Source organism: Bradyrhizobium sp. B117 (assembly GCF_038969555.1).
Lineage (GTDB): Bacteria > Pseudomonadota > Alphaproteobacteria > Rhizobiales > Xanthobacteraceae > Bradyrhizobium.
Map to the genome: position 1 here is coordinate 413,282 of NZ_CP152414.1, position 17,476 is coordinate 430,757.

Sequence of the window (17,476 nt, forward strand, 5' to 3'; positions counted from 1 at the left end):
GTCTCGCCGCTTTGCGGCGAGCCACCCTCTCCCACAAGGGGAGAGGGGAAGAGCTCCGCCCACCCGGGCTACGCCTCCGGCATCTCCCCCACATAGGACGAGCTCGGCCGGATCAACCGCCCGGTCCGCGCCTGCTCGCGCGCATGCGCGGTCCAGCCTGCGCTGCGCGCCACCGCGAAGATCGGCGTGAAGGCCTGCCGCGGGATCGCCAGCGCATCGAGCAGGATGGCGGTGAAGAACTCCACATTCGTCTCCAGCGGCCGCTCCGGATTTTTCTTCCGCAGGGCTGCGCGGATATAGGCCTCGACCTCGCCGGCGAACGGCAAATCGGTGCCGTTGGAGGCGAGCGCCTCGACCGCGGTCTTGAGCACGTCGGCGCGCGGATCGCGCACCCGATAGACGCGGTGACCAAAGCCCATCATCCGCTCGCCGCGCGCCAGCGCCGCGTCCACCCACGGCTGGATGCGCTCGCGCGTGCCGATTGCGTCCAGCATTTCCAGCACCGGCTCCGGCGCGCCGCCATGCAGCGGGCCAGTGAGCGCGCAATAGCCGGCGGTCACTGCGGCAAACAGATCGGCCTGCGTCGAAGCGACGACACGCGCGGTGAAAGTCGAGGCGTTCATGCCGTGGTCGCTCGCGGTGACGAGATAGGCGTCCAGCGCCGTGACCTCGCGCGATGCGGGCGAGCGCCCGTGCAGCATGCGCAGCGTATCTGCGGCGTGGCTCACGTTCGCGTCGGGCGCGACCGGGTCTAGCCCCTTCGCACGCCGCACCAGCGCGCCCGCGATCACCGGAAAGGCGCCGACGATGGTCGCCTCATGCTCCAGCCCGTGCTCGGCGCGAAGTCCGGCGACCGCCGCGCGAAACCCGTCGATGATGCCCATGCCGCTTGTTGCTGGCAAAAGCTCCGGTAGCCGCGCGAAGGCCCGCTCGCGCGCGACGCCCAGGCTCGCCCGCACGTTGGCTTCGGTGAGTGTCGTCTTGCTGGCGCCGTTCCAGAGCCGGGCGGTGACGCCTTCGAAACTCGATTTGGCGGCGAGGCGGCCGACATGCTCGCCGGCGATGATCAGTTCGCCGCGCTCGCCGTCGACGTGGCTCAGCACGGTTTCGGCCGCGGGAACGCCGTCCAGTCCGATCTGGCTTTTGGTGAGGTGGATGTTCATGACCCAATCTCCTTTGCACTGCACCAGGAGAAAATCGGCTCTCTCGACAGATTGATCAATCTTGATTACATAAATCAATATGAATAATTCCGAAGAGCTCTACCTCTCCGCCCGGGAAGCCGCGGCCGAACTCGCGATCTCGCCGGCCACGCTCTACGCCTATGTCAGCCGCGGCCTGATCCGCTCGGAGCCGACGCCGGATTCGCGTAAGAACCGGTACCGCGCCGAGGACGTCCGCGCGCTCAAGGAGCGCCGGGTGCCGTCGCCCGAGCCGCGCGGCCTGCGCAGCTTCGACGCCGACCTGCCGGTGATGGACACGGAGATCTCGACCATCACCGAGGAGGGCGCGATCTATCGCGGCGTCAATTGCGTCGACCTTGCCGAGAACGACACGCTGGAGCACACCGCAACGCTGCTCTGGGACGTCTCCGACGTCGATCCCTTCGCGCCGGACAATCAGCCGAAGATTTCCGACGAGATGCGCGCGATCGCGGAAGCCGCGCGCCGTGCGGCGCCGATCGACCGCGCCATCGCCGTGCTGGCGCTTGCCGCCAGCGCCGATCCCCGTGCCTTCACCCGCGCCCCCGATGGCCGCGCCATGGTCGGCGCACGTATCGTTCGGCTGCTGGTTGCGACCATGCTCAACGCCGAGCCGTCAGCCGAGCCGCTGCACCAGCAGGTCGCGAAAACCTGGGCGGCGGACAACAAGCACGCGGGCGATCTGATCCGCCGCGCGCTGGTGCTGCTCGCCGATCACGAATTGAACGCCTCGACCTTCACCGCGCGCTGTGCGGCGTCCACCGGCCTCAACCTCTATGATTCCGTGATTGCCGGCCTCGCCGCGCTGAAAGGCCCCAAGCATGGCGGTGCCGGCGTGCTGGCCTCGCAGCTCGTCAAGACGTTGATCGACCGCGATGTCGAGCCGATGGTGCGCGAGCGCGTTGCGCTCGGCGAGCGCTTTGCCGGCTTCGGCCACGGCGTCTACAAGCGCGGCGATCCCCGCGCGCAGTCGCTGCTGAACGCACTCGCCCGCGCCGGCGCGCCGCGAAAATTCACGCGCGAAGTGCCCGAGCGGATCATCGAGGCGACCGGCGAGCTCGTGAATATCGACTACGCGCTGGCCGTGCTCGTGCACGCGTTGCGGCTACCTGCCGGCAGCGAGCTCGCCTTGTTCGCCATGGCCCGCAGCGTCGGCTGGATCGCCCATGCGAGCGAGCAGTTGCAGTTCGGGAGGCTGATCCGGCCAAGGGCAAGGTATGTCGGGCCTGCGCCGGGGAGGAGGAGTGGATCTTAACCTCTCCCGCTTGCGGGAGAGCACAGGCCGCCCTTCGGCGGCCGTTCTCAAGAGACGCCGAGGCGGAGCCTCGGCTATGCCGAAGGCGCGGGTGAGGGCTCTCTCCTCTTGGGGGTTCTCGATTGGGGAGGCACCCTCTCCCCAACCCTCCCCCGCAAGCGGGGGAGGGAGCGCACTTCCGTCGCAGTAAGCAGTCAAAGGTAATCAGCCCCGCGGCTTCACCGTCGCGGCGCCAGCACCATTCCGCCGGCGATAGATCCACACCGCTATGCCCACCACGATCGCCACCGCCACCACCGTCAATATCCATATGTGCCTGAACGGATGCCCATGGTGCGGCACGCCGAAATATTGGTGGAAGGCCGACACCGCCAGCACGCCCGGCAGCACATGCGCCGGGGCCCAGACCAGGATCGCCGGGATATTCACGGCATAAAACCGTGCCGGCGCCATTCCGAGCGCGCCCGCCGTCACCGGCACGAAGGCGCGGATTGGCGGCACGAAGCGGGCGAAGAACACGGCCCAGGTGCCGAAGCGCTTGAAGAAGCTTTCGCTCTCGGCGACCACCCGCGGGTAATTGGTCAGCGGCCAGGCGGTGAGGATCTCGCGCTGGCGCCGGTGCCCGATCCAGTAGGCCGAGCCGTCGCCCAGCACGGCGCCGGCAGCGGCCGCCAGCAGAACCCATTGCAGCTTCAGCTCGCCGCCCGGAACCAGGGCGCTCAGCGCCAGGATGATGGTCGAGCCGGGGATCACCGATCCCACCACCGGCACGGCTTCCAGCAGCGCCGCCAGGAAAAGGGTCAGATAGCCCAGCCAGGCATGGGCTGAGACGAAGGAGATGAGGGGATCGAGAAAGGACGTCACGTCGTCTCTGTGGCGGTCGGGTAGACTTGGGTTCACCCTGGGGCTCACCCTTGGGTTCACCCTGGGGGTTCGGACCCTACATAAGTAAGGGCAGGCGGCAAAAGTGCCATTTGCCCGGGCAGGACGGCCGTTCAGGTTCGAAATTCGAGCATGATTCGCAAGGCAGCCCTCCAAAAACTGCGTTCCTGACCTATCTAAATGAAAAGACAACGGAACTTTGATTGAGGGGCGGGCTTCTGCCGGCACGTTGTCTCTGATAGGTTCGCAGCCGCACCCAGCCGCAGCCAACGTGCAAATAACTGGTCTCGGGACCGCCCGGGGCCTCGGAGGATTGATGACGACCGCCGCCATGTCCAAAGTTGAGGAAGTTTCCGGTCTGCCCGACATGAAGGTGTCGGTGCGCCAGGTGTTCGGGATCGACAGCGATCTCGAAGTGCCTGCTTATTCCGAAGTCGATCCTCATGTGCCCGAAGTCGATTCCGATTATCGCTTCGACCGCGCCACCACGCTTGCCATTCTCGCCGGCTTTGCCCGCAACCGCCGCGTGATGGTGACCGGCTATCACGGCACCGGTAAATCCACCCATATCGAGCAGGTCGCCGCCCGGCTGAACTGGCCCTGCGTGCGCGTCAACCTCGACAGCCACATCAGCCGTATCGATCTCGTCGGCAAGGATTCGATCGTGGTCCGCGACGGCAAGCAGGTCACCGAATTCCGCGACGGCATTCTGCCCTGGGCGCTCCAGAACAACGTCGCGCTGGTGTTCGACGAATACGACGCCGGCCGCCCGGACGTGATGTTCGTGATTCAGCGCGTGCTCGAAGTCTCCGGCCGCCTGACGCTGCTCGACCAGAACAAGGTGATCAAGCCGCATCCGGCCTTCCGCCTGTTCGCGACCGCCAACACCGTCGGTCTCGGCGACACCTCGGGCCTCTATCACGGCACCCAGCAGATCAACCAGGGCCAGATGGACCGCTGGTCGATCGTCACCACGCTGAACTATCTCAGCCACGATGAGGAAGTCGAGATCGTGCTGGCGAAGGCCAAGCACTATCGCACCCAGGAAGGCCGCGACATCGTCAACAAGATGGTGCGCCTTGCCGATCTGACCCGCAACGCCTTCGCCAATGGCGATCTGTCGACGGTGATGAGCCCGCGCACGGTGATCACCTGGGCGGAAAACTCCGACATCTTCGGCGATATCGGCTTCGCCTTCCGGGTCACCTTCCTCAACAAGTGCGACGAGCTCGAGCGTCCCCTGGTCGCCGAGTTCTACCAGCGCTGCTTCAATGCGGAGCTGCCGGAATCGGCAGTCAACGTGGCGCTCAGCTGAGGTGTGGGATGTCGTCCCGGACAAGCGCAGCGAAGCGGAGCGCAGATCCGGGACCCATAACCACAGGCCGTGGTTGTTGCGAAGATTGGGCCGTCAGTGTGCTCACTAACTGCTCCCTGTGGCTATGGGTCCCCGCGTTCGCGGGGACGACGGTGAGACCGAGATGAGCACATCATCATCCAACTCCAAATTCCGTAACACCAAGGAAGCGCCGACCGAGCCGTTCAAGCGCTCGGTCGCCTCCTGCCTCAAGGCGATCGCCAAGGCGCCCGAGCTCGACGTCTCCTTCGCAGCCGAACGTCCGGGTCTTGCGCCCGGCAAGGCGCGGCTGCCGGAGCCGGCGCGGAAGATGACCAAGCGTGATGCGGCGATCGTGCGCGGCCACGCCGATTCCATCGCGCTCAAGCTCGCCTGTCATGATCCCAAGGTGCATCGCAAGCTGATGCCCGGCAATCCGCAGGCGCGCGGCGTGTTCGAGGCGGTGGAGCAGGCGAGGGTCGAGGCGATCGGCGCGCGCCGCATGGCCGGCGTTGCGAAAAACCTCACCGCGATGCTCGACGACCATTTCCACCGCGGCAAGTTCGACGAGATCACCGACCGCGCCGACGCGCCGCTGGCCGATGCGCTGGCGATGCTGGTGCGCGAGCGCCTGACCGGCATGGCGCCGCCGGCGGCCGCCAAGAAGATGGTCGATCTCTGGCGCCCGATCCTCGAGGACAAGATCGGCAGGCGGCTCGACCGGCTCGACGGCGTGGTCGAGGACCAGACCCGGTTCGGCGATGCCGTGCATGATCTGCTCTCGGCGCTCGAGCTCGGCGACGAGCGCAACGCCGACAGCGAAGACAATGACGAGAACGACGAGAACCAGGACGGCGACAACGATCAGTCCGGCGCCGAGGGCTCGCCCGATTCCGATGCCGCGCAGGAGATGAGCGCCGACCAGGCGCAGGCCTCATCCGAGGAGATGAGCGAGAGCGCCATGGAAAGCGCGCAGGCCTCGACCTCCGACACCTTCGATGACGGCGAGCTCGGCGACGACGAGACGCCGGGCGAGGCGACGCGTCCGAACGCGCACGGCAAGAGCGAGCCGCGCGGGCCGGAATATCACGCCTTCGCGCCGAAATTCGACGAGGTCATCTCCGCCGAAGACCTCTGCGACCATGACGAGCTCGAGCGCCTGCGCGCCTATCTCGACAAGCAGCTTGCGCATCTGCAAGGCATCGTCGCGCGCCTCGCCAACCGGCTGCAGCGCCGCCTGATGGCGCAGCAGAACCGCGCCTGGGAGTTCGATCTCGAAGAGGGCATCCTCGATCCCGCGCGCCTCTCGCGCGTGGTGACCGATCCCTATCACCCGCTGTCCTTCATGCACGAGAAGGAGGCGACGTTCCGCGACACCGTGGTGACGCTGCTGCTGGACAATTCCGGCTCGATGCGCGGCCGCCCGATCACGGTCGCCGCGACCTGCGCCGACATTCTCGCGCGCACGCTGGAGCGTTGCGGCGTCAAGGTCGAGATTTTGGGCTTCACCACGCGCGCCTGGAAGGGCGGGCAGTCGCGTGAGGCGTGGCTTGCCGCCGGCAAGCCGGCCAATCCCGGCCGTCTCAACGATCTCCGCCACATCATCTACAAGTCGGCCGACGCCCCCTGGCGCCGTGCGCGCAAGAATCTCGGCCTGATGATGCGCGAGGGTCTCCTCAAGGAGAACATCGACGGCGAGGCGCTCGACTGGGCGCACAAGCGCCTGCTCGGCCGGCCCGAGCAGCGCAAGATCCTGATGATGATCTCGGACGGTGCGCCGGTCGACGATTCCACGCTGTCGGTCAATCCCGGCAACTATCTCGAGCGGCACCTGCGCCACATCATCGAGGAGATCGAGACCCGCTCGCCGGTCGAGCTGATCGCGATCGGCATCGGCCATGACGTCACGCGCTACTATCGCCGCGCGGTGACGATCGTGGACGCGGAAGAACTCGGCGGCGCCATCACCGAGAAGCTCGCCGAGCTCTTCAGCGAGACCAACACCGCACCAACCCAGCCGGCCGGTCGCCCGCGACGTAAATTGCATTCGTGAGCGCGCAACCATCCCGCCGCAGCTTTCTTGGCCACGCGGCGGCGGGATTTTCTATCTTAACGCTGCCCCGCTTGGCGCAGGCGCAAGCCACGACCGAGCCGCCGCCTCGCCCGGCGCAAATCGAGCACGCCGTCACCTCGCCTGTCAGCATCGAGGTCAATGCGCGGCAGATCCCCTCGTTCGAGCCGCGCGATCGTTCGCGCGTGCGCTTCGGCTCGCTGGAGTATCGCAGCGGCCTCGTGCTGACCTCGCCGCATCGCGGTTTCGGCGGCCTGTCCGCGCTCCGCTTCCTCGATACCAAGGGGGAACGTTTCCTCGCGCTGTCCGACCAGGGCACCTGGTTCACTGGCAGCATCCGTTATTCCAGTGGCAAGATGGTCGCCCTCGACAACGTCGAGGCGGGGCCGATGCTGAATAGCGAGGGGCGGCCGATCACCGAGAAGCGCTACTGGTACGACACCGAGTCGCTGGCGCGTGACGGCAATATCTTTTACGTCGGGCTCGAGCGCGTCAACCAGATCATGCGCTTCGATTTCGCCAAGGGCGGCACGCAGGCGCGCGGCGACGTGGTGCCGACGCCGGCCGCGATCCGCAAGCTGCCGAGCAACAAGGGGCTGGAGGCCTTGGTCTTCGTGCCGAAAGGCCAGCCGCTGGCGGGCACCCTGATCGCCTTCTCCGAGCGCGGGCTCGATGCCGACGGCAATCTTGTCGCCTTCCTGATCGGCGGTCCCACGCCCGGCCAGTTCAGCGTGCGCCGCACCGACAAGTTCGACATCAGCGATGCCGTGCTGCTTCCGAGCGGCGAGCTGCTCATCCTCGAACGCAAATTCTCCTGGTTCACCGGCGTCAACATCCGCATCCGCGCGATTCCCTTGAAGTCCATAGCGCCCGGCGCGGTTGTCGACGGCCCCGCGCTGTTCGCCGCCGACCTCGGCCACGAGATCGACAACATGGAAGGCATCGATGCCCACGTCACTCCCGAGGGCGAGACCGTGCTGACGCTGGTGTCGGACGACAATTTCTCGCTGCTGCAACGGACGCTGCTGCTGCAATTCACGCTGGTGGAGTGAACGCGCACCGACTGGCGATGTTCGGCTTGACCCCGGCAATCCGATCGAGACATGATCGGCGTGTATTTGATCGATTGTTAACGCAATGATTGACGGGGCGGCAGATGGCGCTGGTCGTCTTGATCGTTGTTTTCGTTCTGTTGTTTGTCTTGCGATATCTGAAATTCGGCGCCATCGGCGCCGTCGAGGGCATGCCCGAGACGGTGGGCCGCAAGACGCTCGTCGTGTATGGCCCGCCGCTCGGCGGCAGGACGTCGCGGAACGACCTCGAAAAGCTGGTGCGCGAGGCCTATCCCGACGCCGACATTCTCGTCCCGACCTACCGGCATTCCTGGATGTCGAACATCGACGCGTTCGAGCTCACGAGCCAGATCGAAGCCGCGATCCGGGACGCCGACGACAAGAACAAGATCGACGGATCATACCAATATGAAAAGATTGTGCTGTTCGGTTATTCGACCGGCGGGCTCCTGCTGCGCAAGGCCTACATCTGGGGACACGGGCTCGACGACGACCGCAGCGTCCCGCGCGGGCGGCATCCCTGGGTCGATCGGCTCGACCGCTTCGTGTCGTTGTCGGCGCCGAACCGCGGCTGGCCCAGCGACAAGCCGAAGCATCTCGATATCTTCCGCTATGCCATCGCCTATGTGCTTCAGCGGTTCGCCCGCCTGACCGGGACGGGCCGGTTCATCGAGAGCCTGATGCAGGGCTCACCCTTCGTATCCAACATGCGGGTGCAATGGATCGACCTGTTTCGCGACGGCAATGGCGCGTCCGCGGGTCGCAAGCCCCTGATCATCCACCTCGTCGGCGACAAGGACGAACTGGTCGATCGCGACGACAGCATCGATCTCGAAGCGGGCACGGGCGCGAACGTCATGATCAAGACGCTGGAGAGGCTTACGCACGCGGAGATATCGGAGAACCTCTACCGGGACGACGGCGCCGCGCCGATGAGCCCCACAGGCGAAGCTATCCGCATGGCGCTGATCACGCCGCCCGCCGCGTTTCCGGCCTATTGGGCCGATCGGGTCGGCGCGCTCCAGGCCGATGACAATGTCACGCAGCTGATCTTCATCATGCACGGCATTCGCGACGAGGGTAGCTGGCCGGCCGAGGTGAAGCGGTCGATCGAAAGCCAGATCGGAGATGCCGCCGCGCACGTCAAGATCATCCCGCCGCTTTACCGGCGCTTCGCCATGCTGCCGTTCCTGCTCTACTGGGATCGCCAGCACAATGTGCGCTGGTTCATGGACCAGTACACCCAGGCCAAGGCGATGTATCCGAAGTTGGAGCACGTGGATTTCATCGGCCACAGCAACGGCACCTACATCCTCGCCAGCGCGCTCGAGCGCTATCCGGTGCTGAAAGTTCGCAACGTCTTCTTTGCCGGCAGCGTCGTTCCCGTGCATTACGACAGGGCCAGACGGATCACGGACAAGCAGGTGACAGGCCGCGTCTGGAACGTCTGTGCCGACTTCGACTGGGTCGTGGCGATCTTCCCGCAGTTCTTCCAGCAGATCTCCGATTGGCTGGGGATCAAGAAATCCCGGCCTGGGCTATTGGATATCGGATCGGCCGGGTTTCGCGGCTTTCGTCAGGATGTGGAGACCGCGGGGATACTGACAAATCTGAAATACATCGCTGGTGAGCACGGCGCCGCCTTCGAGCCCGCGATGGTCGAACCGATCGCGGCCTATGTCAGCCGCGATCCTGAGATCGACTTCATCGCGTGCTGGCGGCCGCAGGACAGGCCGAAGCCGGTGTGGCTTGAATTCTTTTCCAATCTGAGCTGGGCGATCTGGACTGTGGGCGTTGGCCTGATCGTCGGGATCGGGATCCTGATTTCCGGGGTGGGCTGGCTCTGGCTGGTGGGCTATCTGATCGTGCTGTTCGGCCTGTTGACGACGCTCTGAGAGGGCTGCCTTGGAGGTCGCGCCTCTCCTTGCCAGTGGTGCTGCCGTTCACTCTGGCGGAGGGGCGGATGGCCCATCGGGGATGAACATGCACCCGCCCCGCCGCGACATATCATCATGCCCCTTCGCGCCATCCTCGCCCTCATCCTCACGCTCACCGCGCTGCCTCAGGCGCACGCCACGGCCGAGCACCAGTACAAGAAGGGCGAATACGCCATCATCCAGGGCGGGCGTGCGCCGAATGGGAAGCTCTCGGTCGCGGCTCATGCCGGCGGCGAGGCCGGGCGCGAGGGTTTTCGCCTCTATCTGATGGCGGAGCCGAGCCATCGCCGGCTGATGACGCTCGACAATGTCAATGACGACAACATCCTCGACACCGCGCCGGACGCCTTCCACGCGGCCTGGTCGGCCGATGCGCGCATTGTCGCGGTGAGCTTCCGCAGCGAGCGCCATATCGTCACCTTGAACCTCTACGCCGTCGACGGCGGCCGCGCGCGCCTGCTCAAGGGGCCGGACCTGTTCCGCGACGTCACCGGCCGCAGCATCGACGTCATGACTGACGTCGACATGCGCACCTCCGTGCCGGCGCTGACCTGGCAGGCCCCGCGCCGCTTCCACCTCACGGAGTATCGCGTGTTCGTGCTCGACGACCTGGCGCTCGCGGACAAGCTGGGGGTGCTCGCCAAGACGACGAAACGCGAGGGCGGCGGGAACACGGTCCAGTTCTCGGCCGAGGCCGATGGCGAGATCCTGCCTGATGGCAGCGTCCGCATGGGCAAGCCGGCGGCCGGGAAGTTCGAGGAGCTGGAGTAGGTCAGCCGCAATGCATGCCGTCCCGGTCGGCCATGCCCCCCGCGCAACTCGCAATTTGCCATCCACCCACTAAACTTCATGCAATCGCTTCCATCCCTCCATCCCCCTGGAACTCCCCGCATGAGCGCCCTGTTTTCCCCGATCAAGCTGCGCGGCCTGACGTTGAAGAACCGCGTCGTGGTGTCGCCGATGTGCCAATATTCGGCCGACGACGGCGTCGCCACTGACTGGCACTTCACCCACATCAACAATCTCAGCCTGTCGGGCGCGGCGATGTTCTGCATCGAGGCGACCCATGTCGAGGCGATCGGCCGCATCACGCCGGGCTGCCTCGGGCTCTACAGCGATGCCTGCGAGGCCGCGCTGAAGCAGATCCTCTCCTCCGTGCGCAAGCATTCCTCCACCGCGGTGGCGATGCAGCTCGCCCATGCGGGCCGCAAAGCGTCGAGCGCACGGCCCTGGGACGGCGGCCAGCTGATCCCGGTCGAGCACGGCGGCTGGCAGACGGTGGCGCCTTCAGCGGTGCCGCACAAGGAGGGCGAGGCCGCGCCGCTGGCGCTGGATGCGAGCGGCCTCAAGCGTATCCGCGACGCCTTCGTCGACAGCGCCAAGCGCGCGATGCGCATCGGCATCGATGCGATCGAGCTGCACGGCGCGCACGGCTATCTGCTGCACCAGTTCCTCTCGCCGATCTCCAACAAGCGCACCGACGAATATGGCGGCAGCCTGCAGAACCGCATGCGCTTCCCGCTCGAGGTCTATGATGCGGTGCGCGCCGTCGTCCCGCACGACAAGCCGGTCGGCATGCGGGTGTCGTCGACCGACTGGGTCGAGGGCGGCTGGGACCTCGCGCAGACCATCGAGTTCGCGAGCGCGCTGAAGGCGCGGGGCGTCGACTGGATCGATGCCTCCTCCGGCGGCGTCTCGCCGCTGCAGAAAATTACGCTCGGCCCCGGCTATCAGGTGCAGTTCGCCGAGGCCATCAAGCGCGAGACCGGATTGCCGACCATCGCCGTCGGCCTCATCACCGATCCGAAGCAGGCGGAGGACATCGTCGCGTCCGGCAAGGCCGACATGGTCGCGCTCGCCCGCGGCATGCTCTACGACCCGCGCTGGGCCTGGCACGCCGCCGCCGAAGTTGGCGGCGAGGTCGAAGCCCCGCCGCAATATTGGCGCTCGCAGCCCTCGACGCAGAAGGCGCTGTTCGGCAAGACGACGTTCGGGGCGAGGTGACTCCTTCACCTCTCCCCGCTTGCGGGGAGAGGTCGGATTGCGCGCAAGCGCAATCCGGGTGAGGGGGTACAGGTGCGGCGATAATCTCATGCGCGGAGAGAAGCCCCTCACCCCAACCCTCCCAGCGCGAGCGAAACTCGTCGCGCCCCCGTAAGAACGGGGAGAGGGAGTTGGCACCTCACCATCACGCGACCTCACGTATCCGTAAAACTCCTCGGCTTTCGCGCTCCGCAAAACTGGCCTAACCTTGCATCGTGGGGCATCACGGAGGCCCGCCATGCGGTTTCGTGTCCGGAAGACTGCTCATGTGTTCGAGCGCGTGGGTCTTGCGATGGCAGGCGCGGCGTGCGGGCTGTTCGTCGGTGCCTATGTCGGTTCGTCGATCGCGCACCTCACCACGCAGGGTTTCCTGCTGACGATGATGCTGCTCGGCTTCGTCGGCTTCTATCTCGGCATCGACACGCCGCAGCTTCCCTTCGACGACGCGCACAGCCATATCGACGCCGCCGAATTCTTGAGCGCCGCCGGCACGCTCTGCGCCACCTTCACCGCGCTCGCCTCCGTTGCCGTGATCGTGCTGCGGCTGGAGCCGCACATCGCCTGGACCTGGCTCGCTTTGCTCGGCTGGATCGCCGGCGTCGCCATGCAGATCGTCGCAGGGACGAAGGCGAGGATGCGGAAGTAGGGCTCTTCCTTCTCCCCTTGTGGGAGAAGGTGGCGCGAAGCGCCGGATGAGGGGTTGCTTCGGCAAGTTCAAATGCCAGAGTTTCGCGCGCGGAGAGAGACCCCTCACCCGTCTCGCCGCGTTGCGGCGAGCCACCCTCTCCCACAAGGGGAGAGGGTAAGAAAGAAGGCAGCCCCCTAAAACACCACGCCGATCCGCGTGCCGCGCTTCCACGCAATCCGGCAGCGCTTCTTCGTGTTGACGTGCAACAGTTCGAACCGGTCGGGGATGCTCACCTGCCCGCCGAGATCGACGCAGGCCCCGCCGGGCGAATAGTCGATCAGCGTGCAGGGGATGACCGGCTTGCGCGGGTCGGTGATGATCTTGGCCTGGCGGGACACCAGGCCTGCGGGTTTGACGCGGACAAATTTTCGCGGATGCATTGGCACATCTCCTCCAATTCCGCAGCTTACGGCGGGCTCGGTGCAGGATGATGCAGAGCAGTTGATGCGATGACGCTAAGGCGGCCCGGAGAATTTTAATGAAAAGTGGCGGTGAAGCGAGAAAGTGGCGGTAGCGAGGTGCGGTCTTCCCCTCTCCCCTTGTGGGAGAGGGGGGCTCGCCGCGCAGCGGCGAGACGGGTGAGGGGTTTCTCTCCACGCATCGAACTCCTGCATGCGCAGCGACAACCCCTCATCCGGTGCGCGTTCGCGCGCCACCTTCTCCCACAAGGGGAGAAGGGAAGCCGCCCCCTCACGCCACGTGCTCCTCCGCCGGCGCGTCCGTATGCGGCGGCACCGGCATCGGCACGGTGACATACTCTTTCGGCAGGTTCACCGGCTGGTAGTCCGGCTCCGCCGCCATCCGCTTCAACACGCTCTCATGCACATGCGCGCCTTCGGGGATGACGCGCGGCTCGCAATCGGGGATGTAGAAGCCGAGCACCACCGTCCTGTCAGGCCATTCCTTGTACTTCGCGCTCTTCGGCAGATATTCCAGCACGCGCCAGGCCGCATTCATCGAATTGTGCAATTCGCCCGTCTTGCCGGTATAGGCCGGTGCGACGTACTGGAACGGCGAGTTCTTGCGCTGGATGCCCCAGGCGAGCTGGTTCACGGTGCGCGGGTTGAACTTCAGCCCGGCTTTTTCCGCCTCCGCGATCATCCAGATCAGCGGATATTTGGACTCGCCGCTCTCGGCCTCCGCATAGCCGCCGCCGACGTCGCAATGCACGCCGGCGAACCACACCTGCAGAATGTCCTGCGGCACCTTCTTCTCGTCCGGCACGTAGCGGTTGCTCCAGAAGTCCTGCGGCTCGACATATTTGTTCAGGCGGAACATGCGCCGCCGTTCGTCGATCGCGATCGCCTGGCGGAAGATGTTGACGCTCGGATTGCGCCGCGTGAAGGCGAGCTCCTCCAGGCTGAACACGAAGAAGAGATTGTCGCGCCGCGGCACGATCACGCTCGCCACCGTGTCCCAGACGCCGATGAAGTGGATGGTCGGCCAGCGCGTCGAGGTGATGCGCGCGAACTGCGCGGCGAGGTCGAATTTGCCTTGCGGCAGCGGCCCCTGATCGTCGACGTCGACATCCCGGAGGTCCTCGACCTCGTTGCCGCGCCCGGTGCCGGAATATTGCTTGTAGGCGACCATGCCGCTTCCTGCGAGGTTCGCCTGCTCCGGCGAGATCAGGCCGATCTTGTGGATCAGCCCCGCCAGCACCCGCACCGTATAGGCCCCGCGCGAGAAGCCGAACAGGTAGATGTGGTCGCCGGGCGCGTAGTGCTCGATCAGGAAGCAATAGGCCGAGAGCACGTTGTCATCGAGCCCGTAGCCGGTGGCGAGCCCCAGCACCAGGTTGATGTTGGCCTTCCAGCGGTGCCACGTCGTCGGTTCCGTCACCGTGCCGACCCCGGGATCGTAAAACACCATCTGCCGCGGCTGCGTCTTGTCGGTCTTGCGCAGGCAGCGATAGAGTTTCAGGACGTTGGAGATGTTCTCCGAAATCTCGTTGCCGGTGCCGTCACAGCAGATGACGAGGTTTTTCGAGCCGGGTTTGCGGTCGGTGTCGTGCGCGTGCTCCACGGTATCCCCCTCCCAGTGATGCTACCGGGGCGAGCATAGCGGAAATGGATGGCAGCGAGGAGACGAAGTCGGCGTCGGCTCGGCATGTCGCCCCATTGCCGCATCATCTGTTGACATTAACCACTCGTTAACCATGCCGGCGCCTAATGGGGACGACTGGGGGTCACCATGTCGGCCCATGTGACGCGACCGCAATTGATGCCTGTTTCGGCCGGTCCAGCCCTCGGCTGGCTGGCGGTTCGCGCCACGGCTGTCCTACGGAGCAAAGCAATGTTCGGGAAGGACGATCTAGTGGACAATCTCAGCCGCGATCTCGATCGCGCGCGCACAAGACGCGATGCACTCGCATCGGAAGCCACCACCCTGACGGCTCAGATCGCCGAGATCGAAGCCCGCCTTTCGGAGGAGAAGAACAGGCGGGAGCGCGATCGCGTCCTCGCCGAAATCGAAGCGATCAAAACGCGAATCGCGCAAGCCGCCGGCGCGTTTGCCCCCGTCGTCGATGGTCTCTCCAAGGCGATCGCGCAGGCTTCGGCCGTCGTGCCCGAGGCGCGCGAGCTCAAGAGTTTCCTGGTGTCGGTGGCGACCGAGATCGACACCGTGCTCGATCCCCTGTTGCGCGAACTGGACCAGCGTGCGGACGCTGTGCGAACCGGACACGCCGTGCTGGACCTCCCGAGCTCGGCCAGTGAAGCGCCCATCGAGCCGCCAAAAGAGGCGGCCGATCGCCTGCTTCGCTTTCCGGCATGGCTGTCTCGCGACAAGGAGACGGAAAAACGGGAAGCAGCGGAGACCCCGCGCAGCACGGCAGCGTGAACCTAGGTCGCGCTGCGCGCCTTGGAATTGGAGAGTTGTTGTTTTGCTCCGTCATTCCGGGGCGCGCCTTTGGCGCGAGCCCGGAATCCATACTCACGATGGTGGTTATGGATCCCGGGCTCGCGACTTTGTCGCGCCCCGGGATGACGAGCTGTCGTTGGGCTCGCTGGTCGCCGAGCAGGCAACTTCGGCTGCAACCAATCGCTCAGTTGGCGGCGCGGCGCAGGAAGGCGGGGATATCGAGAATGCTTTCGTCGGCCATATTGCGCGGGGATGATCGGCCGTAGGGATCGAGCGATTGCTGAGCCGCCTGGCGCGCATAGTCCGGATTCGGCCTTGCCGGTGGCCCCACGGGGTTATGCGGCTGCGGGCGGAGCGGCGGGCTTTCCACCTGCGGCAGGCTAGCACTGCGCTCGATGCGATCGGCGATGCGGCGGCTGTCGTTGCGCAGCCGGCCGGCGAGCTGCGTGAGTGCTGTTTCCACCGCTGGCGCCTGTTGCGCCGGGTCGACATTGTCGATCCCGGTCGCCACCACCGAGACGCGGACGATGCCTTCGAGGCTTTCATCGAACGAGGCGCCGACGATGATGTTGGCGTCCGGATCGGCCTCGTCGCGAATGCGGGTGGCGGCTTCGTCGACCTCGTACAGCATGAGATCCTTGCCGCCGGTGATGGAGATGATGAGGCCACTGGCGCGCTTGATCGAGGGGTTCTCGATCAATGGATTGGAGATGGCCGCCACGGCGGCCGCGAGCACGCGTTTCTCGCCGGACGCCTCGCCCCGTCCCATCATGGCCTTGCCCTTCTCGCGCATCACGGAGAGAACGTCGGCGAAATCGAGATTGATCAGGCCTTCCTTGACGATGAGGTCGCTGATGCAGGCGACGCCCGAATAGAGCACCTGGTCGGCAAGCGCAAAGGCATCGGCGAACGTGGTCTTCGCGCTGGCGACGCGGAACAGATTCTGGTTCGGGATGATCAAGAGGGTGTCGACCGTCTTCAGCAGCTCCTCGATGCCGGCTTCGGCAAAGCGCATGCGGCGCTGGCCCTCGAAGTAGAACGGCTTGGTGACGACGCCGATGGTGAGGATGCCGAGCTCGCGCGCGGTCCTGGCGATGATGGGTGCAGCCCCGGTGCCGGTGCCGCCGCCCATGCCGGCCGTCACGAACACCATGTGCGCGCCGGTCAGATGCTCGCGGATCGTATCGATGACCTCCTCGGCCGCGGCGCGTCCGAGTTCGGGCTGCGAGCCGGCGCCGAGGCCTGCGGTGACGTTGGTGCCGAGCTGGATGAGGCGCGTTGCCTTGGACATGGCCAGCGCCTGCGCGTCGGTATTGGCGACGACGAACTCGACCCCTTGCAGCCCGGCCGTGATCATGTTGTTGACGGCGTTGCCGCCGGCGCCGCCGACGCCGAACACGACGATGCGGGCTTTCATCTCGCGGATGTCGGTGATGCCAGTCATTCTGTCCTCGCGGTTGCTCCGGCGGCCGGGAATGGGGAAAGGTTCAAGTGCTACCTGCGAGCCGCGCGGTCTGCCTGCACGATCGAAGCGGCCAGATGTCCCAATCGATGCGCGGCCTGTCCCGCGATCCCGCCGCCAGGGCGGCGACCGGTCCGCAAGTCCGCCACTTCGTCTTCCAGTCGTGCCGCCCACGCATTGGCTGCCGCCGTCTCGGCCGCCGCCTGCATCAGCTCGGCGGCCAGCCGATCGGCGCGCTCACGCTCGCGCTCGAACACGGCCCTGTAGGCGGTTGCGACCTCTTCGAGCCGCGCGACCTCCGCCTTGAGGGCCTCGATCTCCATAGCGTTTTCGAGCGAAGTGGATGCCGGTTCGCGCACGGAAAACGCGTCTGGCTCCAACGCCTCGATCCTTGCCGTGGCGGCATCGATATGGCCCACCTCGCGGGCACGTCGCGGGCGGGGCGTGAAGCTGAGCTCGGACAAATCAACGCTGATCAGGGCCTTGCCGTCATCCGACCGCGAGCGAGGCCACCGGCGACGTCGCGCCAGCGAACGCGCGGCCTCGCGCGAGATCTTGAGGTGGGCACCCAGATCGGCATACGTCAACAACGCAACGCACATCGGCACTTCTCCTGGAGCGAGCCGGGAAGGCATTTCGAGCTAATGATGGCTGGACGGTTACAGCAGGCT

At 65.8% G+C, this 17,476-nt stretch carries 15 protein-coding genes; 9 read left to right on the forward strand and 6 right to left on the reverse strand.

The genetic code is table 11. The features are described from left to right. Nucleotides 1–68 precede the first annotated feature (68 nt). Entirely contained in the window at nucleotides 69–1,163 is a 1,095-nt protein-coding gene (locus tag AAFG16_RS01960; RefSeq protein WP_342736885.1) for a citrate synthase/methylcitrate synthase, read from the reverse strand. 79 nt (nucleotides 1,164–1,242) lie between these two features. On the opposite strand from AAFG16_RS01960, the gene AAFG16_RS01965 reads away from it, so the two are divergent. Then, nucleotides 1,243–2,457 carry a citrate synthase family protein gene (locus AAFG16_RS01965; RefSeq protein WP_342736887.1) on the forward strand — a complete coding sequence of 405 codons (1,215 nt, stop codon included), beginning with the start codon at nucleotides 1,243–1,245 and terminating at the stop codon, nucleotides 2,455–2,457. A gap of 204 nt (nucleotides 2,458–2,661) precedes the next feature. On the opposite strand, the gene AAFG16_RS01970 is transcribed toward AAFG16_RS01965, so the two are convergent. After that, nucleotides 2,662–3,321, reverse strand: coding sequence for a DedA family protein (locus AAFG16_RS01970; protein ID WP_342736889.1), 660 nt, complete (start codon nucleotides 3,319–3,321; stop codon nucleotides 2,662–2,664). A 334-nt stretch (nucleotides 3,322–3,655) separates the two neighbouring features. Between AAFG16_RS01970 and cobS the strand changes: the two genes are divergently transcribed. The 7 genes from cobS to AAFG16_RS02005 all read left to right on the forward strand — a co-directional run bounded on the left by cobS (nucleotide 3,656) and on the right by AAFG16_RS02005 (nucleotide 12,442). Further along, nucleotides 3,656–4,654, forward strand: coding sequence for a cobaltochelatase subunit CobS (gene cobS, locus AAFG16_RS01975; protein WP_018643488.1), 999 nt, complete (start codon nucleotides 3,656–3,658; stop codon nucleotides 4,652–4,654). Between the two features lie 163 nt (nucleotides 4,655–4,817). Beyond that, nucleotides 4,818–6,725 (forward strand): cobaltochelatase subunit CobT, encoded by a 1,908-nt coding sequence (cobT, locus tag AAFG16_RS01980; protein ID WP_342736893.1) that lies wholly within the window; start codon nucleotides 4,818–4,820, stop codon nucleotides 6,723–6,725. Beyond that, a complete protein-coding gene (locus AAFG16_RS01985) occupies nucleotides 6,722–7,795 on the forward strand; it encodes an esterase-like activity of phytase family protein (RefSeq protein ID WP_342736895.1) in 1,074 nt (357 codons plus the stop codon). Before cobT ends, AAFG16_RS01985 begins: the two co-directional genes overlap by 4 nt. Nucleotides 7,796–7,899: 104 nt before the next feature. After that, the gene (locus tag AAFG16_RS01990) at nucleotides 7,900–9,711 is read left to right on the forward strand and encodes a hypothetical protein (protein WP_342736897.1); all 1,812 of its coding nucleotides are present in this window, start codon (nucleotides 7,900–7,902) and stop codon (nucleotides 9,709–9,711) included. Nucleotides 9,712–9,828: 117 nt separating this feature from the next. Continuing rightward, complete coding sequence (locus tag AAFG16_RS01995) at nucleotides 9,829–10,524, forward strand: hypothetical protein (RefSeq protein WP_283083343.1); 696 nt, start codon at nucleotides 9,829–9,831, stop codon at nucleotides 10,522–10,524. Nucleotides 10,525–10,644: 120 nt separating this feature from the next. Further along, nucleotides 10,645–11,757, forward strand: coding sequence for an NADH:flavin oxidoreductase/NADH oxidase (locus tag AAFG16_RS02000; protein WP_342736899.1), 1,113 nt, complete (start codon nucleotides 10,645–10,647; stop codon nucleotides 11,755–11,757). A 277-nt stretch (nucleotides 11,758–12,034) separates the two neighbouring features. Further along, on the forward strand, nucleotides 12,035–12,442 hold the full coding sequence (locus tag AAFG16_RS02005; protein ID WP_342736901.1) for a hypothetical protein: 408 nt from the start codon (nucleotides 12,035–12,037) through the stop codon (nucleotides 12,440–12,442). Between the two features lie 176 nt (nucleotides 12,443–12,618). On the opposite strand, the gene AAFG16_RS02010 is transcribed toward AAFG16_RS02005, so the two are convergent. Continuing rightward, entirely contained in the window at nucleotides 12,619–12,864 is a 246-nt protein-coding gene (locus AAFG16_RS02010; protein ID WP_342736903.1) for a PilZ domain-containing protein, read from the reverse strand. Nucleotides 12,865–13,174: 310 nt separating this feature from the next. Beyond that, nucleotides 13,175–14,506, reverse strand: a complete 1,332-nt coding sequence (locus AAFG16_RS02015; RefSeq protein ID WP_342736905.1) for a DUF2235 domain-containing protein — start codon at nucleotides 14,504–14,506, stop codon at nucleotides 13,175–13,177. 270 nt (nucleotides 14,507–14,776) lie between these two features. Between AAFG16_RS02015 and AAFG16_RS02020 the strand changes: the two genes are divergently transcribed. Further along, nucleotides 14,777–15,322 carry a hypothetical protein gene (locus AAFG16_RS02020; RefSeq protein WP_342736907.1) on the forward strand — a complete coding sequence of 182 codons (546 nt, stop codon included), beginning with the start codon at nucleotides 14,777–14,779 and terminating at the stop codon, nucleotides 15,320–15,322. 205 nt (nucleotides 15,323–15,527) lie between these two features. On the opposite strand, the gene ftsZ is transcribed toward AAFG16_RS02020, so the two are convergent. Together ftsZ and AAFG16_RS02030 are read right to left on the reverse strand one after the other, a co-directional pair. Beyond that, a complete protein-coding gene (ftsZ, locus tag AAFG16_RS02025) occupies nucleotides 15,528–16,787 on the reverse strand; it encodes a cell division protein FtsZ (RefSeq protein ID WP_342736909.1) in 1,260 nt (419 codons plus the stop codon). A 50-nt stretch (nucleotides 16,788–16,837) separates the two neighbouring features. Continuing rightward, a complete protein-coding gene (locus AAFG16_RS02030) occupies nucleotides 16,838–17,407 on the reverse strand; it encodes a hypothetical protein (RefSeq protein WP_342736911.1) in 570 nt (189 codons plus the stop codon). Nucleotides 17,408–17,476 lie beyond the last annotated feature (69 nt).

What these genes read in the sequence shown, in the direction of transcription:
- AAFG16_RS02030 (WP_342736911.1), bottom strand. Translation starts at nt 17,407, where the DNA reads ATGTGCGTTGCGTTGTTGACGTATGCCGATCTGGGTGCCCACCTCAAG.
- AAFG16_RS01990 (WP_342736897.1), top strand. Translation starts at nt 7,900, where the DNA reads ATGGCGCTGGTCGTCTTGATCGTTGTTTTCGTTCTGTTGTTTGTCTTG.
- ftsZ (WP_342736909.1), bottom strand. Translation starts at nt 16,787, where the DNA reads ATGACTGGCATCACCGACATCCGCGAGATGAAAGCCCGCATCGTCGTG.
- AAFG16_RS01995 (WP_283083343.1), top strand. Translation starts at nt 9,829, where the DNA reads ATGCCCCTTCGCGCCATCCTCGCCCTCATCCTCACGCTCACCGCGCTG.
- AAFG16_RS01965 (WP_342736887.1), top strand. Translation starts at nt 1,243, where the DNA reads ATGAATAATTCCGAAGAGCTCTACCTCTCCGCCCGGGAAGCCGCGGCC.
- AAFG16_RS01960 (WP_342736885.1), bottom strand. Translation starts at nt 1,163, where the DNA reads ATGAACATCCACCTCACCAAAAGCCAGATCGGACTGGACGGCGTTCCC.
- AAFG16_RS02020 (WP_342736907.1), top strand. Translation starts at nt 14,777, where the DNA reads ATGTTCGGGAAGGACGATCTAGTGGACAATCTCAGCCGCGATCTCGAT.
- cobS (WP_018643488.1), top strand. Translation starts at nt 3,656, where the DNA reads ATGACGACCGCCGCCATGTCCAAAGTTGAGGAAGTTTCCGGTCTGCCC.
- cobT (WP_342736893.1), top strand. Translation starts at nt 4,818, where the DNA reads ATGAGCACATCATCATCCAACTCCAAATTCCGTAACACCAAGGAAGCG.
- AAFG16_RS02000 (WP_342736899.1), top strand. Translation starts at nt 10,645, where the DNA reads ATGAGCGCCCTGTTTTCCCCGATCAAGCTGCGCGGCCTGACGTTGAAG.
- AAFG16_RS02005 (WP_342736901.1), top strand. Translation starts at nt 12,035, where the DNA reads ATGCGGTTTCGTGTCCGGAAGACTGCTCATGTGTTCGAGCGCGTGGGT.
- AAFG16_RS02010 (WP_342736903.1), bottom strand. Translation starts at nt 12,864, where the DNA reads ATGCATCCGCGAAAATTTGTCCGCGTCAAACCCGCAGGCCTGGTGTCC.